The sequence below is a fragment of the Microcoleus sp. B13-B6 genome (assembly GCF_036705405.1).
In the GTDB taxonomy this organism is placed as follows: domain Bacteria; phylum Cyanobacteriota; class Cyanobacteriia; order Cyanobacteriales; family Microcoleaceae; genus Microcoleus.
In genome coordinates, this window is sequence record NZ_JAUBUJ010000106.1 from 1 (window position 1) to 25,515 (window position 25,515).

A 25,515-nucleotide genomic window follows, 5' to 3' on the forward strand; every position below is an offset into this window, starting at 1 on the left:
TGAGATCACGAAGGAATGAGAATTAAATAACTTACACTCTTGAAAGTGGGGAGTAGGGGTTGGGCGTCCCGCCCGCCCTTTTTGGACGGGCGGGACGCCCATCCCACCATAACAATTAAAATTGTAAGTTATTTAATTCGCGATCCTAAATACGTGACTCGATATGCCGAAGTATCGCCATTTGTAGTGAGCAAGGCTTCATATTGCTCCCAGTTAACGCGATCGGTAATGTAGTGGCATTCAGGATCTTGGCGTTGGATCCCTTGTTGGTCAAGTAGCGCGTTGAGCTCGCTTGTGAACATTAGTATTACCTGCTTTAGGTGGTCTTCATTCTAATTTACTGAAGGCGATCGCACAAATGTCTATCCTCCTCCTTCACATCGGCATTTGTTCGCAAATAATCGCGCACGCGATCGCAACCATCAGCCAACAAATCCACTTTCAAAACTCGCTCCACATTCCACAAAATCAGCGTATTATCCTCACCGACAGAAGCCACAAACGATCCATCCCCACTATACGCTACCCCCCGAATCGCCGCAGAGTTACCTCGGATCGTCGTTAATTCCGTACCGTCAAGCTTCCAAAACTTCAGCGTATTGTCTACACTACCAGAAGCAATAATATTACCATCCGGGCTAAACGCCACCCCCCATACCGCGGCCAGATGACCTTCGAGAGTTCTCAGTAACTTACCATCCACAGTCCAAAGCTTAATCGTATTGTCCCCGCTGCCAGAAGCCAGAAATTTACCGTCAGGGCTAAACGCCACCCTCCACACAGCAGCAGTATGACCTTGAAAAGTTCGTAGGGGCAGTGCCCCCGTGCCTGCCCCATCCAGCTTCCACAACTTCACAGTACCATCCCCTCCTGCCGAGGCAATTAGCTGACCGTCAGGGCTAAATACCACCTGCCAAATAGGAGCATGATGTCCTGTCATAATAGTATGCAATAAAGTACCGTCGGGCCGCCAAAGCTTGATAGTATTATCTTGACTTCCAGAAGCAAGAATTTGACCGTCAGGACTGAAAGCCAATGCAAAAACCGTAGTATTATGACCTACCAAAGTTGCGATCGCTTTTCCGTTTCGAGTCCAGATATTCACCTTATTATCATTTCTGCCAGAAGCAATTAACTTGCCATCGCCACTCATGGCAACAGCATAAATCGCAGCGTTTTCTACAGTGAAAGTCCTCAACAATTTACCTTGCCGACTCCAAAGCTTAGTCGTGCCATCCTCGCTGCCTGTAGCAATTGTAGAACTATCCGAACTCAGTGCGATCGCCCAAATCCCGGCTTTATGTGCAGTAATCATCGTCCGCAATGGATTTTGACGCCACAGCCGCACCGTATTTTCTGCACCCGCCGAAGCAATAAAACTGCCGTCTGGGCTCCAAGCTATCCCCCAAATCCCAGCAGTGTGACCTCTCAATGTCGTCCATTCTGTTCCGTCAACATTCCAGAGTTTTACAGTTTGATCGCGACTTGCAGAAGCAAGAGTCTGACCATCTGGACTGAAAACAACTCCCGATACTACAGCAGAATGACCTTCAAGCGTTCGTAGGGGCAGCGCCCCCGTGCCTGGCCCATTAACTGTCCAGAGTTTCACCGTTTTGTCTCCACTTGCTGAAGCCACAATCTGACCGTCTGGACTAAACGCCGCTGCAGATACCACAGAAGTATGACCCCGGAAAGTTCGTAGGGGCAGTGCCCCCGTGCCTGCCCCGTCTTTGTTCCAGAGTTTCAGCGTTTTGTCTCCACTTGCCGTAACAATAGTCTGACCGTCTGGACTGAAAGCCACTGAGGTTACCCCAGCAGTATGACCCTGGAGAGTTCGTAGGGGCAGTGCCCCCGTGCCTGCCCCGTCTTTGTTCCAGAGTTTCACCGTTTTGTCCATGCTGGCAGAGGCAATTGTTTGACCGTCGGGACTAAACGCCACTGTCCAGATACCAGCAGTATGACCCTGAAAAGTTCGTAGGGGCAGTGCCCCCGTGCCTGCCCTATCGAGTTTCCAAAGTTTTACAGTTCCATCATCACTTCCAGAAGCAATAAACTGACCGTCCGGGCTAAATTTGACAGACCGAACGATCGCCTGATGACCTTTGAGTGTTGCTATTTCCGTTCCGTCCCGCCGCCACAGTTTAATAGTTTTATCCACACTTGTTGAAGCAATAAACTTACTGTCCCGACTAATATCAATTCCAATAGCAGCCGCTTTATGTCCCGATAAACGGTTGTATTCAACCCCTTCATAAACCGCTTGACGCAATACATCGATCACTCGATGTTCAATATTTTTATCTTTATTGCCTAAGTTTTGTAGTCGGCGCTTAGCTTTAATTGCTTCTATTAGTGCATCCAATCGGCGATTAGAGGCAAACAGTCCCTCCGAGGAAGAAACCAGCGCTTCAATTTCACTCATCCGAGCTTCGCGCTCACTAATGACGGCTCGGCGATACTGAAAATAACTTGTTACTCCTAAAGCACCGGCAAGCAGCAGTGCAATACTAACAGAAAATAGTAAGCGCCTCTGTCGTTTCGCTGCTTTTTTTTCTTGAATTAATCGCATTTGTTCCTCGGCCAGCCGCGCTTCCACTTCTTTGGTGCGTTCTGCTTCTAAAGCTTGTTGAACTTCTCGCCTATCTAGTTCGGCACTAGCAGCTAAGAACTGATAGTCAAGGTTACTCAAGCTTTTTTCCTGCGCCCAGATTTGACCATCTTTTAAGGCTTGTCCCCGCAAAAGTCGGGAAAAATCTGTTTGTTGTGAAGCAACCCAAGCATCGAAGGTTTGCGAGTAGGGGCGCAGTTGCCCTAATTGCTTCTCTACCCATTCGAGGTTAAAAACTTCAGCATAAATCCTGTTTCTCACCTGTAAATAACCATTATTTTTGACCACTAATCCCGATAATAATAGTTCAATTTGTTCTGGTGAGTCATCAGTTGATACCCCTCCGGCTATTTGGCTCAAAGGTAGAAATCTTTCATTTCCTTGTAGGGGCAATTCTCCTGTAGTTGCCCTATAAAGATTTGGGTCAGGCACGGGAGTGCTGCCCCTATAGTCCTCTTCAAAGCCCCACAATGAAACAGATCCGCTGGCTAAAGGGGGGTTAGATTGTAAAATTTGCTGGTAGATGCCGAGTAATCTGCCCGCGCGTTGTTCGTTGCGAATAATCCGCTCCTTTATGGTTTTTAAATGTTCCGGCTCATCCTGAGATTCCCAGTTATTAATGATATTTTCTCGCACTAAACGAGCTACCCAAAACTCTTCTGTTCCGGCGGGAATTGTTACTACTTTTTGCGGTGTAGTTTGAGTTGCTATGTAGGCTAAATAGCACAGTTTTTGCGTAAGAAATGGCTGCCCAGAAGTCCAAGCCAAAATCTGTTGGATAATAGCTTGATAATTATTGACTACACTTGCTAATCCCGCCGCTAATGGCTGGGCTTCTTCTAGTTCAAAACCTCGTAAATTTATGGCTCGCCCAATATTAAAAGGAGTTCGTTTTTTATCAACAATTAAATCGCTAGGTGTTGCTACTCCAAATATTGCAAAACTAATACGATTATATGCTGGATTAATTGAGCGTTGATTATAGCAAAAGCGAATTAGGGCAAAAAAATCATCGACAGGGAACTCTAGACTGAGAACACTGTCAATTTCATCAATAAATATAATAATTTTTTTGTCAGGAAACTTGGATAACAAAATATCTTCAATAAAATGACTCAATCTTTGCAGGAATGATAAATCTTCTTCATCACGCCACCAGGTTTTTAGGTTAACTTGCCCTAAAAGATTGAAGCCGCGCCACAGTTCACCAATCATCCCTTTATACCACTGTAAAGGAGTGATATTTTCACTGCCGATGCGGGTCATGTCGATCGTGCTGCATAGAAATCCCTCAGCTTGCAATCGGTGTAAGGTGCGGACTAATAGAGAAGATTTTCCCATTTGCCGCGAATTGAGTACATAACAAAATTCGCCGGCTTTTAAGGCTTCATAGAGTTCGGAATCTGCTTGTCTTACTACGTAGGTAGGCGCATTATTGGCAAGGCTGCCGCCGATTTGGTATTGGTAATTATTCATGTTTGTGAGTTCAGGGTTTTTGAGATTTTAACGATCGCCCACGGCATCGCACAGATGCCTATCCTCCTCCTTCACATCGGCATTTGTTCGCAGGTAATCTCGCACCCAGTCGCAACCAAACACCAGCGGGTCTGTATTGAGAATGCGCTTCACATCCCACAAAATCGCCGTTTGGTCATGGCTTGCCGAGACAAGGAAAGTGCCGTCGGGACTAAAGGAAACTCCTGTCACCACACCTGTATGCCCCGTGAGTGTCGTCAGCAAGATGCCATTTTTGTTCCAGAGTTTCACCGTGTTATCCAGACTTGCCGTAGCGACGATTTCACCATCCGGGCTAAAGGAAACTCCCACCACTCCCTCTGTGTGGCCTTTGAGCGTTCGCAGGAGCACTGCTTTCTGAGGAACTGAGGTATCTGAGGGATCTAATTTCCAGAGTTTGGCAGTGCCATCTGTACAGGCTGAAGCTAGAGTCTTGCCATCGGGACTGAAACTGACCCCCGTAGTCACAGCCTGATGGGCATCAATCGCCTGCAACAAAGTGCCATCGGTCTTCCAGATAGAAATAGTACCGCTGCTACCGACGGCGGCTAAAGCTTTTCCATCAGGGCTAAAGGCCACACTCCAGAAGGCGCTGCCATCTAGCTTCAGAGTTCGCAGTAACACACCGTCTGGCTGCCAGAGTTTTACCGTGCCGTCCATACTTGCGCTGGCAATAATTTTACCGTCAGGACTCCAAGTAATTCCGTAAACGATTCCGTTGTGGGCGTTGATTTCTCTGAGGAATCTGCCATCCTTGTGCCAGAGTTTAACTGTTTTTTCTGCCCCCACTGCAATGACTTGACCATCAGGACTGAATGCCACATCCCAAAGCCCTCCTGTACCCTCCTTAAGCGTCCGTAGGGGCAGTGCCCCCGTGCCTGCCCCATCGAGACGCCAAAGTTTCACCGTGCCGTCTGTACTGGCAGTGGCGACGATTTTACCGTCAGGAGCGAAAGCAGCTTTATAAACAGCAGCGTCGTGACCTGGCAGGGGCAAGAAAAAAATGTTTTTCGGCTGCCAAAGTTTGACAGCATTTCCTACACCCAGCGAAGCAATTGATTTGCCGTCAGGACTGACATGAATATCCCACACGGCACCGCGATGCCCTGCAAAAGTTCTCAGCTCTTTGCCGTCTTTACTCCAAAATTTGATTGTTCGATCGTCGCTGGCTGAGGCGATAATCTGACCGTCGGGACTGAAATCTAGACCCTGAACGCCAGATGCGTGACCCTTAAGGGTTCCTAGGGGCTGTAACTCTTCGTCTGACGGGGCATGGGATCGCCAAAGTTTAACAGTTTTATCCATGCTGGCGGAGGCAAATATCTCGCCGTCAGGACTAAACTTGACCTCCCAAATGGCAGCGCTATGGCCTTGAAACGTTCGCAGTACAGTTACTGCGTCCCAGAATAAGCCGTTTTTTTTCCACAATCGGATCGTGCCCTCCGCACTTGCGCTAACGAGCATTTCCCCGTCGGGGCTAAAGCTCAGGCTCCTCACCGCATCGGTGCGATCGAGAATGGTTAATAAATTGCCGTTTTTGTCCCAGAGTTTAACGGTGTTATTCTCACCGGATGCAGCTAAAGTCTCGCTATCTGGGCTGAACGCCACACCGCTTAACTCGTTACTGTGTCCCTCAAGGCTGTGCAGGAGTGTGGGGCCCGCCCAAGACGTTCCCTCTTGCTGCCAAACTTTAACTGTGCCATCTCCACAGATGCAAGCGAGGAGTTTGCTGTCGAGGCTAAAAGCCATCCTCCATACCATACTCTTGTGGGGAAGAGTCGCAATCAGGGTGCCATCTCGCTGCCAGAGTTTGACCTCGTTAGCTGTACTTGAGGAGGCAATTGTCTGAGCGTCGGGACTGATTGCTAATCTATACAGTGTCGCCTGATGTCCTGACAAGCGGTTGAACTCCGAAGCTCCATAAACTGCCTGCTCTAGTAATAATTGCACGCGATTTTCTAGTTCGGGATTTGCGCTGCCGAGTTGTTGCAGTTTACGCTTGGCTTTGATGGCGGCAATGAGGCTGTCTAATTTTTGCTCTAAGGTGAAGAGGGCTTCGGAGGAGGTGGCGATCGCTTCTACCTCACTTATGGTTGCGTGGCGATATTGCCAAAAAGCTGCTGTTCCGAGAAAGAGGGCGATCGCTAATGCTAAAGAGAGTGCAGCAATAAACCACTTTTGCCGTCTGGCATTTTTTTCGACTTCTTTTAACCTTTCTGCTTCTAAGGTTAGTTGCATTTCTTGCTTGTCGAGTTCGGCGCTAGCTGCTAAAAACTGATAGTCTAAATCGCTCAAACTTTTTCCCTGCATCCAGATTTGAGCATCTTTTAAGGCTTGTCCCCTCAAAAGGCGCGAATCATCTGTTTGTTTGGCAGCGTTCCAAGCATCGAAAGATTGGGAGTAAGGACGCAGTTGCCCTAATTTTTTCTCAACCCATTCTATATTAAATACTTCTTGATAAATTCGGTTTTTTACCTGCAAATAGCCTGCACTTTTTACCACTAAACCGGATAGTAATAGTTCGATTTGTTCTCGGCTGTCATCGGTTAATACCCCCCCTAGCCCCCCCTTAGTAAGGGGGGGAGCCGAAGGCGGGGGGGTCAGAATTTGCTGGTAAATGCTGAGCAATCTTCCGGCGCGTTGTTCGTTTCTCAGGATGCGATCGCCTATCGTTTTTAAATGCTCCGGTTCGTCTTGCGATTCCCATTTATCGATGATTTGCGATCGCACCAAACTATCCACCCAAAATGCCTCTGCCCCAGGGGGAATATTTACTAATCCGTCCGCCGTTTCTAGGCTGGCTCTGTACGCCAAATAGCAAACTTTATGGGTGAGAAATGGCTGTCCTGAAGTCCAAGCTAATATTTGTTTAAGAACGGCACGAGGATTACTGACGGCACTCTCTAATCCCTTAACTAATAGTTGGGCTTCGTGCAGTTCAAAACCCTGCAAATCTATAGCATGACCGATATTAAAAGGAGTTCGCTTTTTGTCAGCAATTAAATCGCTTGGCGTGGCTACTCCAAAAATTGCAAAAGTAATGCGGTTATACTCTGCATTAATCGCTCGCTGATTATAGCAAAACCGAATCAGGGCAAAAAAATCATCGACATCGAAATCCAAACTGAGAATGCTATCGATTTCATCGATGAATATAAATATCCGCTCGTGAGGAAAATTGACCAGCACGATATCTTCAATAAAATGACTCAATCTTTGCGAAAATGAGACCTCTTCTTCGTCGCGCCACCAAGTTTTTAAATTAACTTTTCCTAACAAATTGAAGCTGCGCCATAAATCCGCAACTATTCCTTTGTACCATTGTAAGGGAGTGATATTTTCGCTACCGATGCGGGTCATGTCGATCGTGCTGCATTGAAAACCTTCTGCTTGCAGTCGGTGCAGGGTGCGGACTAAGAGAGAAGATTTGCCCATTTGTCGCGAGTTGAGGATGTAACAAAATTCCCCAGATTTTAAAGCTTCATAAAGTTCGGAATCTGCTTGTCTTACTACGTATGTAGGCGCATCACTGGCGAGACTGCCCCCAATTTGGTATGTAACCTTGGTCATGCCGTTTATGAGTTGGTTTAAAGGTGAAAGTTGAGTATAAAAAGAGGCAGCCTGAGCGTTATTTTTGTCATCATCTCTACTGAATTATAATCCATCGGTAAAATTCATGTTTTCCAAGTAGTTGTTTTTATAATAAATTGACAAAATAACAACTAGAAATTATCATACAATATAGCCTAATGTTGTCAATTTATATTAACATTGAAATTAACAGCAAACAAGGAGAATCAATATGCTCATTCAAGAACAACCTGCCCAGTCTAAACAAATGACCCTAGACGAGTTTCTGGACTGGTATCCAGAGGGTCAAGGTCGCTTTGAACTACATGATGGAGCCGTTATCGAAATGCAAGCAACTGGAACTCACGAACAAGTAGGGGGCTTCCTCGCCCTCAAAGTGGGCGTTCAGATTGAACGTTTGGCTTTGCCCTATTTCATTCCCCGCCAAGGAATTATTAAGGCTATTGATTCTGATAAGTCTGGCTACAGCCCAGATGTGATGGTGTTAGATTGGCAACAAATCGAAACGGAACAGATGTGGAAAAAGCGCTCGACTATTACCAGAGGTGAAACTATCCGTTTAGTCATCGAAATAGTGAGTAGCAATTGGCAAGATGACTACTTGATAAAGTTAGCAGAATATGAAAAATTGGCAATTCCTGAATACTGGATTGTCGATTATTTGGGGTTGGGGGGAAGAAGATATATTGGCAACCCCAAGCAAGCAACTATTTCCGTTCATCAGTTAGTTGATGGTGAGTATGTAGTTAATCAGTTTAGAGGTGATGATGTGGTGCGATCGCTTGCATTCCCAGATTTAAACTTAACGGCAAAACAGATTTTTCAGGTGGGGCAATAACTAACTAAAGTTGTGCGAACCAAAATATAGGCGGTACAACTCGCAGCTTAGCGTACAGCGGTTGTTATCGATATGAATCAGGCCCATACTAAATAATTTAGAAGCTACTATCGGATCTAATTCCACTCCGTGTTCCGATTTTACCACTTGTTTAAGTGCAAGCGCAAGTTCGGGATACTCTTGCAATGTTGCCCAAAAACTCCGCAAGTAATCTTTATAAATTCCCGCGATTGTCGGAGCTTCTTGTAGTAGCTGATCTAGCCTTACACTGTTTTGACAGAGGTGGTAAAGAGCGAGCCGCACCAGATAAGGATGTCCCCCCACCATTGCCATCAGTCGCTCGGCATCGGAACCCTCTGTCCAATCCAGTCCGTGACGCTGCGCTAAAGCAAGTATCTGCTCTTCTGTAAAATAGGGCAATTGCAGCGGTAAACCGACATTAAAAGGCGATTCAGTGAGCTTTAAAGGAATATAAATTTCTGTGGAGTGAAGAACGATTAACCGCAGTTTTCCCAAAGTTTCAATCCGCTTTGCTTCTTCATGCCAGCTTCGCAGCAGCGGCAAAAATTCTCTGGCAATTTTTGGATACTCAAAAATTCTATTTACTTCATTTAAAGCTAACACAAGAGGGGTACTTATTTGTGCTAATATATATTGTTGCAAATAAATGGTGCAGCTTACTTTGCTACCCATGTCTTCATCCCAATAATCATCTAATAGAGGTGGTAATTCTAGGTGACGGCTGATGTTGGCACAAAACCAGCGTAAAAATTTATCGATATTGGCTAAGACAGCTTCCTCGGCTTGCTGAAAATCTAAACTTACAGTTCGATAGTCAAGAGAAGTCGCGCGATCTAAAATGCGTAGCAGAAGGGAACTTTTTCCCATCTTCCTGGGAGCTTTAATCCGCAGCACACTTCCGGGTTTAGTAATCTCTCGATAGGCGAGTTCTTCAATTAGCGGGTGAGGGATATAAAATGGCGAACCGAGGGGCACGGGAGATCCGGGAAATTCTAAAGGTGTTGCTAGGCATTGGCTGCGGGTGAATGCTTCAATTAATTCTCGTTCCTCTGCAGTCAGGGAACGTGATTCTACACAAGAGCGAAAATTTGATTTACTAATAGATGTCTGCAAGATTTGAGAGAGAGATTGCCACAAGGATGAGGCGATGTTTCTCAGGTAATGCTCTCCGTAATGAGAGGCAGATGCGATACTTGTATAAGTCTTTCCTTCCCAAACTTGGCGGAGTATGATTTCTTGTACTGGATATAAATCTTTTTGTAATCGGACACGAGTTAGCTGTAGTACCTCATCTATCGTCATAATTTGCAATTATCCCGTCAGTGTATCGTTGATATTATCACTTATAATTGACTGTAAAGCTGAGAGCGATCGCCTATTGGATTGCCACACGCTCCTGTCGCGACATTTCTCAGGGGGTAATTGGTCACATCGGTTAATTATCCCCCGAAGAGTATCACTATCAATAATCAAGAATTCCCTCGCGCGGTGGGGGCGGGTGTATTTAACCTGTCTGCACTCTTCAAGGGTACAAGAGTGAACCCACCTCTACAGGTTTTTGAGAATGGTTCTCTTCGTTAAGTTAAATCCGTGACATCGGTTAAATCTGGTGATTGCCCCGTTGCCTGACTGGTAACTGAGTGCTATAACCCAATTTCAATGGGCGCTGGCGCTCCTACTGGAAAGGAATCTGTGCTCAGTTTTTCTTGATCGTTGGCCAAAATGTCATGCCGGTGTCACAGTTGGTAGTGAAGGCAGAATTAAAAATGTGACAGTTGACTTTGCTAAAGCTGAGTCGATTGATGTAAAGTTAATTAACCTTAGTTTCCGATCGCTGCATTTACTCATCACAAGCGTTAAGTCCAAAAGCATAATTCTTATTTTTGTGCTAGCAGGTTTTTTGATTTGCCTGTAATACGGTCTTAAAAATTTAGCAAATAACCTAGTTGATTTAATGCAAATGGTTCATAAAATTTTTCCTAATTATTTTATTCCTCACGGCCATTGCTACTTGTGGAAGCCTGGATTGGTGGGGCTACACGTTTTGTCCGATGGTTTGATAGCAGTCGCTTATTTTTTGATACCGATCACGCTGATTTATATTGTAAAAAAGCGGCAAGACGTGCCTTTTGACTGGGTTTTCATGCTGTTTGGCTCTTTTATTATCTGCTGCGGGATTACCCATATTATGGAAATATGGACGCTGTGGCATCCTAATTATTGGTTCTCTGGTTTTCTTAAAGGGATTACTGCGCTGATTTCGCTATGTACAGCAGCAGTGCTGGTAGAACTAATCCCAAAAATCTTGGCTATTCCCAGTCCCGCTCAATTGACGGCGGCAAATAGGGCTTTACAAAATGAGATTGGCGATCGCAAACAAGCTCAAGAAGCCCTCTCGGAATTAATGTTAGAATTGGAAAAACGGGTTATTGAGAGGACGATCGCTTTAGAAGTTGCTAATGAACGTTTGCAACAGGAAAATCGCGATCGCTCTTTGGCGGAAAATTCATTGCGGCACTCTGAAGCTAAACTGCTAGAACAAACTCAGCATTTAGAAAACGCTCTGCAACAACTTAAAGGCGCTCAAGCTCAACTCGTGCAAACTGAAAAAATGTCGTCTTTGGGGCAAATGGTAGCTGGGGTTGCTCACGAAATAAATAACCCTGTCAACTTCATTTATGGCAATCTGATTCCGGCTGAGGAATACATTAAAGATATTTTGGCCTTGATTAAGGCTTATCAAGTTTATTACCCCACTCCTGCGCCGGAAATTGCAGACAAGATTCACACTATCGAACTCGATTTTATTTTAGAAGACTTGCAAAAACTTTTTGGTTCGATCAAAATAGGAGCAGAGCGAATTAGGGAGATTGTTAAATCTTTACGGACTTTCTCGCGGTTAGACGAAGCCGACATGAAAAAGGTAAATATCCATGAAGGCCTCGATAGCACTTTAATGATTTTGCAGCACCGCTTGAAAGAACAACCAAACCGTCCGCATATCCAAGTGATTAAAGAGTATGGGAATTTGCCACAATTGCAATGCTACGCAGGGCAGCTTAACCAAGTATTTATGAATATTTGTTCTAATGCTATTGATGCTTTAGAACAGATTGTAGAGCAGGGATATTCGACCAATGGTTATTGGGAAAATAATTTCTCTGACAACTTACAAAACACCTATTGCCCACTGCTAAAAATTCGCATCCGCACCCTTTTAGTTGATGGCAAGTGGGTGCAGATTCACATTGCTGATAATGGCACTGGCATAGATTATGATGCGATCGCTAAAATTTACGATCCCTTCTATACAACGAAACCTATCGGTGCTGGTACCGGGCTGGGTTTGGCAATTTCTTATCAGATTATTCAAGCCCATGAAGGTTATTTGCGCTGCACTTCCGAGGTGGGGAGAGGTACGGAGTTTATTATTGAAATTCCGTTGCGATCGCAATTTGGCGATCGCCACCTACTGCCCAAGCAAGCTGTTATGAACAAGCGGGGTTTAGGCGTTAATAAATAATGCTGAATCAAGCTAAAGTTTTCGGTTTATTTTATTTTTTTGCCTAACTTAGGCATCATCATATCCCTATTATCGGCCAATAAAAAGTATTATGTGGGAAGCACTCAAAAATATCTTTTCCCCAACTCAGTATATGCCTCACGGTCATTGCTATCTTTGGCAAACGCCTTTAGTGTGGCTGCACGTAACAGGGGACTTTTTAATCGCGATCGCCTACTATTCAATTCCGGCGATGCTAATTTATTTTATCTTCAAGCGGCGGGATGTTCCTTTTTTAGGAATATTTGCTTTATTTGGTGCATTTATTATTCTCTGCGGCACGGGTCACTTGCTAGACATTTGGACGTTGTGGCATTCCGCTTATTGGCTGTCGGGGATTGAAAAAGGAATTACTGCACTTGTTTCCTGCTTCACAGCCGGCTCGATGGTAACACTATTGCCCCAGTTTTTGTCTTTAAAAACCCCCCAAGAATTAGAGGCGATAAATTGCAAGTTGCAGAGTGAGATCGCTGTGCGTGAAGAGGCAGAATTAGCGTTGCGCCACGCTTATGATGACTTAGAAATTAAAGTCCAAGAACGCACCGTACAGTTGAGAAAAATCAACGGTTATTTAGAAGCAGAAATTAAAGAAAAAATATCCGCTGAATCCGCTTTGCGAGAACGAGAAACTAGATTAACAGAACAACAAAATGGCTTGCTAGAATTAGCAAAAAATTCTAGTATCTACGAGGGAAATATCGCCGAGGCATTGAGAGAGATTACGCAAATGGCAACTTGTACCCTGAATGTCGATCGGGCAAGTATTTGGTTTTATAAGGAAGATAAATCCGCAATGTGCTGTGCGGATCTTTACGAACTGATGCCCAATCAACACAGCGCCGGTGCAGAACTGAAAGTTGCTGACTACCCTAGCTATTTCCAAGCTTTGAAGACAGAACAGGCGATCGCAGCGGTGGATGCCAAAACAGATCCGCGCACCCGAGAATTTAGCGAATCTTATTTGACGCCTTTAAACATTTCGTCGATGCTAGATGTTCCTATTACCCATCAAGGACAAATTGCGGGTGTAATTTGTTTAGAACATCAGGGAACGACCAGGAATTGGACGCTCGACGAGCAAAGCTTCGCTAGCTATGTGGCGCAGATCGCAGCTTTAGCAATGGAAGCCCGCGATCGCAAGCAAGCCGAGTTAAAATTGCGCTCTGTCACCGAACGCTTGCAATATTTACTGGCGACTACTCCGGCGGTGATTTTTAGCTGCAAATTAGGGGAAAATTTTGATGTAACATTTGTCAGCGATAATGTTGTTTCAATGATTGGTTACGAAGCGCGAGAATTGGTTGATGGTTCCCTTAATTGGCATAGCCTAGTTCATCCAGAAGATCGAGAGATTGTGGCTACTTCATACGCTCAGATATTGGAAAAAGAATCGATTTCCTACGAATACCGCGAACGGCACAAAGACGGTAGTTATCGCTGGATATACGATGAGGTTAAGTTAGTCAAAGATGCTGCTGGCATACCTGTGGAGTGCGTTGGTTATGGAGTAGATATTACTCCTCGCAAACGGGCGGAAAGAGCCTTGCAGCAACAAGTAAAAAGGGAGCGGCTCGTGAATGCTATTCAAGAGCGAATTCGTTCCTCTCTTAACCTAGAAGAAGTGCTGACAATGGCTGTGGAAGAAGTCCGCCAGTTTTTGTCAACAGACAGGACTATTATTTACCGCTTTAACCCTGATTGGAGTGGATTGGTAGCCGTCGAGTCGGTAGCAGCCGATACAATGCCGATTTTGGGAATTGACATTAATGACCCTTGCTTTCGAGAAGGCTACATTTCTGCTTACGCGCAGGGACACATTCGCGCGATCGACAATATTTATACCGCAGGTATTTCAGAGTGCCATATTAATTTACTGAGCGAGTTGGAAGTTAAAGCTAACCTCGTGGTTCCCCTTTTGCAAGGTGAAAAACTATGGGGGCTACTCATTGCTCATCACTGCCGCAGTCACAGGCATTGGAGTTCTTCTGAGATAGAATCTCTCAAGCAAATTTCCGTGCAGCTAGCAATTGCCATTCAGCAATGCACCCTTTTTGAACAAGCCAAAACAGAACTTGCCGAACGTAAATTAGCAGAAACAGCATTACAAAAAGCTGTCGTAGCTGCTGATACAGCTAACCGTGCCAAGAGCGAATTCCTTTCTTCTATGAGCCACGAATTGCGGACTCCCCTAAATGCCATTCTCGGATTTAGTCAGGTGATGGTGCGCGATTCATCTCTCAACAATCAACACCAACAGCACCTAGAAATTATTAATCGCGCGGGTGAACACTTGCTGGCCCTAATTAATGACATTTTGGAAATGTCCAAAATTGAAGCGGGAAGAAGTCAGCTTAATGAAAGCAGTTTTAATTTAATGCGCTTGCTAAAAACCTTAGAAGAAATGTTTCGATTAAAAGCTAAATCTAAAAAATTGCAGCTAAATTTGGAAGTGGGTGACGGCGTACCACACTTTGTTACTGGAGATGAAGGTAAATTGCGGCAAATTTTGATTAATCTTGTAGGAAATGCGATCAAGTTTACAGAGATGGGTAGTGTTACTTTGCGAGTAAAAAATCAGGTAGAAGAAAGTTTGAGAGCTGAAACCGCAGAGTTTGGGGACACACAAACAAAACTTGTCGGCGCGGCTTCTGAACATTCCGAAAGCTTAGCGGTTGAAACCACAGCTATACAAAAAAAACCCGGATGGTGCACTGGTTTTAATCAGCCCGAAAGGTTAAGGGACTGTGATTGTGTAGACGCGAATGACCTTCGCCCGGAATTGTTACGCCTTCACTTTGAAATAGAAGATACTGGCCTTGGCATTGCCGCAGAAGAGATGAATAAGTTATTTGAACCCTTTGAGCAAACAAAAACAGGTCAAAAATCTCAACAGGGGACTGGGTTAGGTTTACCAATTAGCCGCAAATTTGTACAAATGATGGGAGGAGATATTACTGTCAGCAGTACACCTGATTTGGGAAGTAAGTTTGCATTTGATATTCAAATCAGCCTTGCCACTCCCAGCGAGATTAAAATCCTTAAACCGCAGAAAAAAGTAATTAGTTTAGCACCGAATCAACCAGAATACCGGATCTTGGTTGTTGACGATCGCGCCGATAACTGCCTAGTCATAGAGAGATTATTGTCACCACTAGGCCTCATCGTGCGATCGGCTAGAGATGGTGAAGAAGCTATTGCTGTATGGGAGGATTGGCAACCGCACCTGATCTGGATGGATATGCAGATGCCTGTCATGGATGGCTATGAAGCCACCAGAAAAATTAAAGCTCATCCTCTCGGAAAACAAACTGTAATAGTTGCTCTTACTGCTAGCGCTTTTGAAGAGGAACGCCAAACTATTTTAGGAGCAGGCTGCGATGATTTCATGCGTAAACCATTCGAGGCAAAGATATTATTTGCGAAAATGGAAGAACTTTTAGGAGTGCGTTACATTTACGAGGAATCTGTTGATGCCCCACTAGAAAATGAAAGCGAAATTAGCGGAGTGACTAGCAATCAATCTGTAGAGTCACAACTCGCTCAAATGCCTCTGGAGTGGGTAGAAAAGATATCTCATGCTGCTCATGAATGTTGCGACGATAAAATTGTCAAGTTGATTGAGGAAATCCCTAGCGACTTTGCTTTATCCGCAGAATATTTAACTACTTTAGTGGAAGATTTCCTCTTTGACGATATTATAGATATAGCGCAGTCAGCAGTTCAACGCTGTGAAGATACCAGTTTTCAACTAATCTAAACTTAGGAGGCTAATTTATTTTAAAAAGACCTAACCTTCAGCCCCAATAGCGTCTCCTTTCCATCACTTTTTAGGAGAGCCAATTGGAATTTATACTCTGGCGTTTTTTTTGATGTAAAATTCTTAATTGTTAATATCTTTTCTCTTAACAAACTACCGTGAGCGAGTGCATGGACAGCCATCAATATCCTACAATTCAAGCCAACATTTTAGTAGTTGATGATAAGCCAGATAACGTGCGGCTTTTATCAACAATTTTGACGACACAAGGGTATCAGGTTCGTAAAGCGCTGAACGGGCAAAGGGCGATCGCTACAGTGCAAGAGTTTCCGCCGACTCTAATTTTGCTGGACGTGATGATGCCAGAAATGAATGGATATGAGGTATGTGCAAAGTTGAAAGCTTCACCACAAACCAGTTCGATTCCCGTGATTTTCTTAAGCGCCTTAGATGACGTTTTAGATAAGGTGAAAGCTTTTGAGGTGGGAGCAGTTGACTATATTACTAAACCTTTTCAAGGTAAAGAAGTATTGGCACGAGTGGCAAATCAGTTAACAATTCAAAGTCAACAACAGTTACTTCAAGAGCAAACGAAGCAATACCAAGAACTTGTCGAACGTTTGCAAAACGAAATTAAAGAGCGGCAGGGAGTGGAGGTAGCTTTACGGCTTGCTCAAACCAAGTCGGATCATTTATTGCTGAATATTTTACCAGCAGCGATTGTTGAAAATTTGAAAAAGGGCGAGGGTTCTCCTGCCCAGAGGTTTGATTCAGCAACAGTTCTTTTTGCCGATATTGTCGATTTTACGTCTATTGCTGCTAGAATGTTACCTCTAGAATTGGTAAATGTCCTGAACCAGATTTTTTCAAGGTTTGACCAACTAACAGAAAAACACGGTTTGGAAAAAATTAAAACAATTGGAGATGCTTATATGGTAGCAGGGGGGTTGCCTGTGCCGAGGGCAGATCATGTAGAAGCGATCGCAAATATGGCCTTGGATATGCAGGAAGCGATCGCTGATTTTCAAACTGACAGAGGCGAACCATTTCAAATTCGGATTGGCATTCATACAGGGCCCGTAGTTGCTGGCGTAATTGGCACTAAAAAATTTATCTATGACTTGTGGGGAGATACTGTTAATGTTGCTTCTCGGATGGAATGTCAAGGATTACCGGGATATATTCAAGTTACTACGGCTATTTACGAACTGTTAAAAGATCGGTATTTATTTGAGGAAAGAGGTGCGCTCGCGGTTAAAGGTAAAGGAGAGATGATCGCCTATTGGCTAAAAGCTAAAAAAGTTAGTTAAACTCACATCTTGCACCATTCTTAATTAGCCTTTTAGGAACAGGCAAGATGCCTGTTCCACAAGAAAATCTACTCTTTGTGGAACGGGCCGGAGAGCCCGTTCTTGAGAAGGGTGCAACATCTCAGGTTAAAGCTAATTGCTAATTTATAGCCGAACTCATCAAAAGATGAAAATAATTTGCAGATTCCAATTTGTATTTTCCCGGACGATTTCAATGCGATCGATAAATTCTCGAAAGTAAAACCTGCGTTCTGATTCTGATAAATCGAGCCAAAATTGCTGCAGGGAAACTGTTTGGGCAATTTCTCGCAAATTTACTGGGGGTAGTTGCGCCAATTTGCTTTGCAGTTCGGCAATTTCGGTGCGGATTTTGTAGGCTCTAAACTCGGCTGTTTCCGTGTCTAAAATGCCGCTGTCAATCAGGGCGGAAAGTTGCTGTATGATTTCTTGTTTCGATGCGATCGCCCTGACAATTCCTGCTTTAATTCCATTCATATTCGGCATTTGCAACCCAGCAACAGCATCGGGTAAATCCCGACAAATACCGGCGATGGTTAATTGCAATACTTCATCGTAGGAAAGGCCGCTACATTTAGGCTGTTGTGCACAGTTAATCGGTCGCAAATAAAGGTATTCTTTTTCTTTGCGGTAGGAGGTGACTTTGGCAACTGTCATGGGCGATTTGCATTCTGCACAAATTGCTAAACCTGCGAGGGAACGTGGGGCGCTAGCGCTGCGAGGAGAAAGGCAGCGGTTGCGGCGCAGTAACCTGTCTATTTGGGCGGCTTCTTCTCTGGAAATAATCGAGGCGTGGGTGTTAGAAATTACTTGACCGTTTTGATATTCCAAATCGCCTCGGTAGGCGGGATTTGTCAGCCAGCGGCGGCCGGTACTTACAGAAATTTTTTTGTTGTATTTCTTGGCTAAATACCGCACGGAACCTCGCAAGGAACCGTAAATTAAAAAGTGTTCAAAAAAGTCTTTGACGGTGGGGGCGGTGCTTTTATCGATCGTATAACAATCTTTGCCGCGCCGGTAGCCGTAAGGAGCCTTACCCGGTGGAATCCGGGATTTGATGCGGTTGCGGGCGTGTCCTTTGCGAATACTCCGGCTGTGTTGGCTGCGCTGGATTTCTGCGAGGATTTGCAGCAAGTTTTGGCGGTTTCGCGGTTCTGTTTCTGCTTGTACGATGATTTCGACGCCGAGGTTTTCGAGTTGGGCGAGGTGCGAACACACTTGCTGCAATGTGTCGCCGAGTTCTTCAAAGCGCTGAATTAACAGGTATTTGACTGGTTCTGTTTCGCAGTCTTTGAGGAGTTGTTGCAGTTGTTGTCGCCCTCCTAAGTCTTGATAGGTGCGATCGACTTCTTGGCCCCAAATTTCCGGTGCGGGTGCTGCTTCCAGTAGCGGTTCGCTGTAAGAATAGGCGATGATTTTCATTTGTTACTCGCTGAGTTCGATGATGTTGCCGTCTGGATCTTGGGTAAATAATGCCGATCGACCTGACGCGCTCATTTGAAACGGGCAATTGTGATCGATTAACTGCTGTTTGGCTGCTTCTAAGTTAGCAACAGAAAATGCTAGATGTCGGTTGCGTCCCCATTTGGCATGGTCTACGGCATCTGGGATAATTGTTGCACCTAAAATTAGGTGGAGCTGGAAGTCGCCGATTTGATACCAGATTCCGGGAAATTTTAAGTCTCGATCGATTTTTTGCAGGTTTAGTACGGTGCTGTAAAAGTGTTGGGATTGTTCCAGGTTGGAGATGAGGATGGCGCTGTGGAGGGATTGAGTAATTTGCATTTTTGTTGGGATTTATGGTTTTATTTTAACCGCTGATGCAGGCTGATGAGCGCTGATGAACGCAGATTTTTTTGAGGTTGGTTGAGTTTTTGATATGATAACATTGTCCGTCGCTATTAATATATCCATTATCAAGTCTTGTAACAAAAAACTGCCCGCTGGGAGTGTTTTTAACAATGGTTTCTCAAAAAAGTGCGATCGTCTCCAGAGCGGGCAAATTCCGTCTCCGCAATGTCTTGGTAGTTCCCTTTGTTCTCCAAATTTTGGCGGCTGTTGGCTGCGTTGGCTATCTCTCTTACAGAAACGGAGAGCAGATAGTCAACGATATTGTTAGTCAGTTGCGCCAGGAAGTGAGTGCGAGAGTTTACGAACGTGTTCAAACCTATCTGGAAGCTCCGCCACTGGTGAATCAGATCAATCAGGATGCTGTACCTTTGGGGGTGCTGAACTTTGACGATTTGGAGCAAGCTAGACCATATTTTTGGAAACAAGTTCTGCAATTTAAGTCGATCGGTCACGCGGGAATTGCCAACGAAAAAGGTCAGTACCTGCGTGTGGGTTGGGTAAATCGGCTGGTTGGACTTGAACAACCTCAGCTTGCCCAGCAACTGATTCCGGGGGGTGGCGACTTGATATATTACAACCTTGACGATAATGGAAACCCGACAACAATCGACAAAAACACGCCCAATTATGACGTTCGCACGCGCCCTTTTTACAGAGTAGCTGTTGAGAAGAAACAGGCAGCTTGGAGTAAAGTTTATATTAATTTTGGCTACGGTACGCTACAAATTAATGCGAGTCTACCCTATTACGATGCCGAAGGGAAACTAATTGGCGTGCTGACTTGCCAGATGGGACTCGATCAAATTCGCCACTTCCTGCAAACCTTACGAGTGGGTAATTCCGGTCAAGTATTTATCATTGAACCCCAGGGTGAGTTAATAGCCAGTTCGGTTAAAGAACAGCCTCTTTCGGTGGGAACAGGCAAAGATACAAAACGGCTCAAAGCACAGGAAAGCAGCAACCGACTGATGCGTCAAAGTGTGATTTATCTGCTCGATCGCTTCAAGCGTTTGGAAGACATCCATCAAACTGTTCAACTTGACTTTAAGCTGAACGGTGCGCGGCAATTTATCCAAGTTTCTCCGCTAACTGACAAGTACGGCCTCAATTGGCTGAGTGTAGTAGTAGTTCCTGAAGCGGACTTTATGCCGCAAATTTATGCTCACACTCGGCAGACTATTTTGCTGTGTATTGTGGCTCTCATTGTCTCTGTTGGAGTGGGTATTTTCACTGCTAGCTGGATTACTCGCCCCCTGAACCAAATTGCTCAAGCTTCAGAATATCTAGCAGGTGGTACTCTCAACCAGAACGTTGATTCCAGTCTGATTTTGGAAATTGAAACCTTAAGAAATTCCTTTAATAGCATGGCGAGACAACAGCAAGAATCCTTTGAAACCCTAGAAGATAAAGTCAAAGAACGTACCTCTGAACTCGCTACAGCCACTAAACAAATTGCTGCTCTCAACCAGCGCCTGAAAGCGGAAAACCTCCGCATGAGCTCCGAGCTCGATATGCTCAAACAAATGCAGCAGTTGATTCTGCCAAAACCTGCTGAACTTGCAGCCATTGAAGATTTAGATATTGCCGGATTTATGGAGCCAGCATCGGAAGTAGGTGGTGATTACTACGACGTACTTTGTACTAACGGAGTTGTCACGATTTGCATTGGTGATGTCACCGGACACGGATTGGAAAGCGGCATTTTGATGGTGATGACTCAAGCTGCTGTCCGCACTCTTCAGGAAATGCAAGAATCCAACCCGATGCGTTTTTTAGATACCCTCAACCGCACTATTTATAAAAATGTCCAGCGCATGAACTCCGACAAAAATATGACACTAGCTTTGCTCAACTATGCGGATCGCACAATTAGTATCAGCGGTCAACATGAGGAAACTCTTGTCGTCAGGAAAGGCGGTAAAATCCAGCGGATAGACACCATAAATTTAGGATTTCCCCTCGGCTTACATGATGATATTTCCGATTGGATCAGCCATGTTTTAGTAGACTTAGAGCCGGGGGACGGGGTGGTGCTTTATACTGACGGCATCCCCGAAGCTAGAAATATGCACAAAAAATTCTACGGTATTGAAAGACTCTGTGAGGTGGTTTCTCAAAACTGGCATTTGAGCGCCGAACAAATCAAGGAAGCCACCATCGCTGATTTGCGAGACTTTATTGGAGAACAAAAAGTTTTTGATGACATTACTTTGCTAGTATTGAAGCAACAGGGAAATATTGTGCATAATTTGTCACTAACCCCAGCCTAAAGGCATGGGGCTTGAAAGAGGAAGATTCACCGTCTTCTTAATTCAAGACTAAAACAGTGTCTAGCCTGCGTCTTTAAGACAAACTGAGCCATCTGGGAGTGGTATCCCACCGGACGTTAAGAATGCCTCCCTAGTTTTTAACCGCTCGGATGTGCCAGTGGCGAAGGGAAATATATACCTATAGATAGGACTTACCCTAAATGTTTGTACCCGTTGTAAACAGTGAAAATAGACCGTTAATGCCGACTACCTCAAGCCGCGCTAAGCGCTGGATTAAGTCAGGTAAGGCAACACCATTCTGGAAAAAGGGGGTATTTTGTGTGCGATTGAATATAGAACCTTCAAGCCACAACTATCAACCCATAGCGGTTGGCATCGATCCAGGTAGCAAACGCGAAGGATTTACCATTAAATCCAAATCGCATACCTACTTAAACATCCAGACCCATGCAATTGATTGGGTAAAAGACCATGTTGAAGTAAGGCGAAATATGCGACGTGCTCGGCGGTTTCGGAACACACCGTGCCGTCAAAACCGAGCTAACAGGTTGGTTAACAAAAATCGGCTCCCTCCATCTACTAAGGCGAGATGGCAGTGGAAGTTAAGGATAGTTAACTGGCTAACGTTGATGTTTCCGATATCAACATTTGTTGTGGAGGACATCAAAGCGCGAACGTGGAAAAACGGACGTAAGTGGAACGTATCGTTTAGTCCTTTAGAGGTTGGCAAGCACTGGTTTTACTCTGAGCTTAGAAAGATTGCCCATCTTGAGATTAAATCGGGCAATGATACTTACAACCTGCGTCAAGAACTTGGACTTAAAAAATCAAAACAGAAGCTATCAAACAAGTTTGAGGCTCACTGCGTTGATTCTTGGGTATTGGCTAATTGGTACGTGGGCGGGCATACTCAACCCGACAATACCAAGCTAATAGAAGTAATCTCTCTTGAGTTTCATCGCAGACAACTCCATCGCTTGCAGCATTCCACAGGTCATATTCGCCCCCGTTATGGCGGCACTTTGAGTGTGGGGTTTAAGCGCGGTTCAGTCGTCAAGCACCCTAAATACGGATTTTGTTACGTTGGCGGTTGGCAAGAATCTCCAACGAAGAAAGACCCGTACCGGAAAACAATTAGCTTGCACGATTTAAAAACAGGCAAGCGTCTAACTCAAAACGCATCGCCCGCAGATTGTAAGTTTTTGTCCTACAACTCGTGGCGCATTGCAAATTAAATTGTAAAGCCGTCCTAGAAGGACGGGGTTTCTACCCATTTTTCTGATGAGTGACCGAAAGCATCCAGGATACCCGCCACGTGATTCATTCCTTCGCAGACTCAGAACCCAGAAATAAAAAACCTGTATCCCATGAAACTTGCCCCCCGAATTTATCCGTGGGGTCGCCTCTAAAATCTAAAATCTAAAATCTAAAATCGATTGACGGTTGTCAACGCGGTTCCTAGGACGAGGGGTCTTGGATTTAGTGGTCAAGCATCGAAGCAGAAACCGGATTTCGAGTTCCGCGCCTGTAACTTCTAATATTTTACAGCGAGCGAGTCAAACAATTTTGCGCTTCCAGATTCGGAAGTATAAATTATGAAACCACAAATAAATTTAGCATCATCTAAATGTCCAGAAGAACTCCATACCCAGCTACGGGAGTTGAGCGAAAAACTTGAGGAAGTAGAGGATGAAAAAAATAGCTATGAAACCTTAGTAGAAATTATCACGGAACACTCCACGGATCTGGAAAACCAGATCCATCATAAAAACCGAGAGATGCAGACTTACATCGAGCAGGTAAAAAAGGTTATAGATGCAGCTATTGCTGTAAAAAACAATAGCTTTCAACCCCAGATATTGTCAGATGTGGCAGCGCGCAGTGATGCACTGGGAGAACTGGCACAGGTATTTTCCCATATGGTGCAAACGGTGAAAGCGCGGGAACAAGAATTAGAGAATCTTTTGCAGGCTTACGGACGTTTCGTTCCCGATGAATTTCTCCAATTTCTCGGCAAGCAAAGCATGGTTGATTTCCAGCTTGGAGATCACGTGAGCAAAGAGATGGCAATTATGTTTTCCGATATGCGTTCGTTCACCACGATGGCGGAGCAAATGACTCCTCAAGAAAACTTTGACTTCATCAATAATTATTTACAGCAAATTAGTCCGGAAATTCGTAAGCACAACGGTTTTATTGTCAAGTATATTGGAGATGGAGTCATGGCAGTTTTTCCCGATGGCGTTGATGATGCTATTCAGGCAGGAATTGTGAAGTTGGAGCAGTTGCAAAAATACAATCAAAGCCGTAAAATAAATGGGGATATACCGCTGAATATTGGCATTGGTATCCATGTGGGTGATACGATGGTTGGGATTATTGGAGATGCGAATCGGATGCAAGCAGATGCGCTCTCAGATCATGTCAATCTCACCGCTCGTCTGGAAGGTTTGACTAAGTATTATGGCGTATCTTTATTAATTTCTGGAGATGTGGTACAACGTTTGAGTCAACCCGAAAAGTATCATATCCGTTTTTTGGATCGGGCTATTGTCAAAGGTAGACAAGAAGCCATTACAGTTTGTGAGGTGTTAGATGTTGAAGTAGAACCAGTGCGATCGCTCAAAATTCAAACTTTGCCTATATTTGAGGAGGGACTCCAAGAATATTGTCAGGGAAATTTTGCTAAGGCCATAGTTTGTTTTGAACAGATAGTAGCCCTAAATCCAGATGACAAGCCCAGTCAACTTTACCTAAAACGCATCCAATCGCTGTTACAAAAAAGTATTCCTGCTAACTGGAATGGCGTGTGGAAATTCACCAAGAAGTGACCTTAATACATCAATTGGAGCGAGAAAAATCATGACATCTGGCAGCTTAAGAACAATGACACAAATCTTTGGAGAATTCATTGAAGAATTTCCTCCTGAACACGACTCCCTAGAACTTACATTTACTCCCAGTTCTCGCCCGATCAAACAGCGCTGGCGCAACAACAGGCTTTCAGCTCATTTTGTAGCAGATTATTTGTCTAGCTTTCTACCGGTGGATGAGGAGGATGCTAGCAGCGAGAAACGGATCAAACAAAGCAAGGGAGCTGTGAGTTACGTAGCCAACGAACTGTTAGAAAATGCGATAAAATTTAATAACGATGATACTCATTACAAGGTCAGATTTGGCATACATTTTATTGGTGAAACAGAGGTGACGGCGGTAATTTTTGCCAGTAATAGTGTCACTTCAGAAGGGGCGAAGAAGTTGAAGGAGTTTATTGAAGAAATTATGGCTTCCGATCCAAATGAACTTTATTTGCAGCAGCTTGAAAAGAATGCGGAATCGGAAAGTGATACATCGGGATTGGGATTGCTGACGATGATTAATGACTATTCAGCTAAGATAGGTTGGAAATTCGAGCCCAGGCCAGATAGTGATACCATCAGTGTTACGACTGTGGTTCAAATTAGGGTCTAGTTTCTAGCATTTCAATATTTACTCTCTTGTGCGATCGCAATATTTTAGTCAGGAAACCAAATCACAATGGGCATTCAAGAAATTAAAGGTGAAGATTACAGCATTCAATACGAACCAGCATCAGTCACACTCACTTTCCAAGGGGAACTCAGCCTGAGCGGCCCTCCCGAATATGCACCAATAGCCGAGTTGTTAGATGAGGTAGCCAATGGCGAACCGCCTACTATTACCTTGAACCTAAAACAATTGGAATTTGTTAACAGTTCTGGTATCAGTATGCTGTCTAAATTTGTCATTAGCGTCCGAAAAAAGAAAACGATTCAACTTTTGGTATTGGGTTCAAATGATATTCCTTGGCAACAGAAATCTCTCAGAAATTTAGAAAAGCTGTTGCCAACTTTGAAGCTCGAATTAGCGTAGGATATGTGTAAATTTTAACTACAGTTAACACAGGCGGGACGCCCGTGCCACAGTTAACACAGGCGGGACGCCCGTGCCACACACAGTTAACACAGGCGGGACACCTATGCCACACACAGTTAACACAGGCGGGACGCCCGTGCCACATTTAACACAGGCGAGACGCCCGTGCCACACACAGTTAACACAGGCGGGACGCCCGTGCCACAGTTAACACAGGCGGGACGCCCGTGCCACAGTTAACACAGGCGGGACGCCCGTGCCACACACAGTTAACACAGGC

General features: G+C 44.6%; 15 protein-coding genes. 9 read left to right on the forward strand and 6 right to left on the reverse strand.

The features are described from left to right. Positions 1 to 128: 128 nt before the first annotated feature. Genes QUB35_RS32310 through QUB35_RS32320 form a run of 3 tightly spaced genes read right to left on the reverse strand, consistent with a single transcriptional unit; the run spans position 129 to position 7,693 of the window. Positions 129 to 302 (reverse strand): hypothetical protein, encoded by a 174-nt coding sequence (locus tag QUB35_RS32310; protein ID WP_333146037.1) that lies wholly within the window; start codon positions 300 to 302, stop codon positions 129 to 131. Between the two features lie 35 nt (positions 303 to 337). Continuing rightward, positions 338 to 4,084, reverse strand: coding sequence for a WD40 domain-containing protein (locus QUB35_RS32315; protein ID WP_333146039.1), 3,747 nt, complete (start codon positions 4,082 to 4,084; stop codon positions 338 to 340). 27 nt (positions 4,085 to 4,111) lie between these two features. Further along, positions 4,112 to 7,693 carry an AAA-like domain-containing protein gene (locus QUB35_RS32320; protein ID WP_333146041.1) on the reverse strand — a complete coding sequence of 1,194 codons (3,582 nt, stop codon included), beginning with the start codon at positions 7,691 to 7,693 and terminating at the stop codon, positions 4,112 to 4,114. A 232-nt stretch (positions 7,694 to 7,925) separates the two neighbouring features. Between QUB35_RS32320 and QUB35_RS32325 the strand changes: the two genes are divergently transcribed. After that, complete coding sequence (locus tag QUB35_RS32325) at positions 7,926 to 8,552, forward strand: Uma2 family endonuclease (protein ID WP_333146043.1); 627 nt, start codon at positions 7,926 to 7,928, stop codon at positions 8,550 to 8,552. Here the strand turns inward: QUB35_RS32325 and QUB35_RS32330 are convergent, their stop codons facing one another. After that, complete coding sequence (locus tag QUB35_RS32330) at positions 8,553 to 9,875, reverse strand: AAA-like domain-containing protein (RefSeq protein ID WP_333146045.1); 1,323 nt, start codon at positions 9,873 to 9,875, stop codon at positions 8,553 to 8,555. A 652-nt stretch (positions 9,876 to 10,527) separates the two neighbouring features. On the opposite strand from QUB35_RS32330, the gene QUB35_RS32335 reads away from it, so the two are divergent. The 3 genes from QUB35_RS32335 (at position 10,528) to QUB35_RS32345 (ending at position 17,202) form a co-directional block, all read left to right on the forward strand. Next, positions 10,528 to 12,096, forward strand: a complete 1,569-nt coding sequence (locus tag QUB35_RS32335) for an ATP-binding protein (RefSeq protein ID WP_333146047.1) — start codon at positions 10,528 to 10,530, stop codon at positions 12,094 to 12,096. Between the two features lie 91 nt (positions 12,097 to 12,187). Continuing rightward, entirely contained in the window at positions 12,188 to 15,892 is a 3,705-nt protein-coding gene (locus tag QUB35_RS32340) for a GAF domain-containing protein (protein ID WP_333146049.1), read from the forward strand. 170 nt (positions 15,893 to 16,062) lie between these two features. After that, positions 16,063 to 17,202: an adenylate/guanylate cyclase domain-containing protein gene (locus tag QUB35_RS32345; protein ID WP_333146069.1), complete on the forward strand. Its 1,140-nt coding sequence runs from the start codon at positions 16,063 to 16,065 to the stop codon at positions 17,200 to 17,202. Between the two features lie 159 nt (positions 17,203 to 17,361). Here QUB35_RS32345 and QUB35_RS32350 read toward each other — a convergent pair whose 3' ends face one another. Beyond that, entirely contained in the window at positions 17,362 to 18,642 is a 1,281-nt protein-coding gene (locus QUB35_RS32350) for a recombinase family protein (RefSeq protein ID WP_333146051.1), read from the reverse strand. Between the two features lie 3 nt (positions 18,643 to 18,645). Continuing rightward, positions 18,646 to 19,005 (reverse strand): VOC family protein, encoded by a 360-nt coding sequence (locus QUB35_RS32355; RefSeq protein WP_333146054.1) that lies wholly within the window; start codon positions 19,003 to 19,005, stop codon positions 18,646 to 18,648. A 176-nt stretch (positions 19,006 to 19,181) separates the two neighbouring features. On the opposite strand from QUB35_RS32355, the gene QUB35_RS32360 reads away from it, so the two are divergent. From QUB35_RS32360 to QUB35_RS32380, 5 genes are all read left to right on the forward strand, one after another. Then, positions 19,182 to 21,341, forward strand: a complete 2,160-nt coding sequence (locus tag QUB35_RS32360; protein ID WP_333146056.1) for a SpoIIE family protein phosphatase — start codon at positions 19,182 to 19,184, stop codon at positions 21,339 to 21,341. Between the two features lie 200 nt (positions 21,342 to 21,541). Further along, positions 21,542 to 22,576: an RRXRR domain-containing protein gene (locus tag QUB35_RS32365; protein WP_333146058.1), complete on the forward strand. Its 1,035-nt coding sequence runs from the start codon at positions 21,542 to 21,544 to the stop codon at positions 22,574 to 22,576. Positions 22,577 to 22,936: 360 nt separating this feature from the next. Continuing rightward, positions 22,937 to 24,172, forward strand: coding sequence for an adenylate/guanylate cyclase domain-containing protein (locus QUB35_RS32370; protein ID WP_333146060.1), 1,236 nt, complete (start codon positions 22,937 to 22,939; stop codon positions 24,170 to 24,172). A gap of 31 nt (positions 24,173 to 24,203) precedes the next feature. Then, entirely contained in the window at positions 24,204 to 24,812 is a 609-nt protein-coding gene (locus tag QUB35_RS32375; RefSeq protein ID WP_333104315.1) for a DUF6272 family protein, read from the forward strand. Between the two features lie 66 nt (positions 24,813 to 24,878). Continuing rightward, positions 24,879 to 25,232 (forward strand): slr1659 superfamily regulator, encoded by a 354-nt coding sequence (locus tag QUB35_RS32380; protein WP_333146062.1) that lies wholly within the window; start codon positions 24,879 to 24,881, stop codon positions 25,230 to 25,232. Positions 25,233 to 25,515 lie beyond the last annotated feature (283 nt).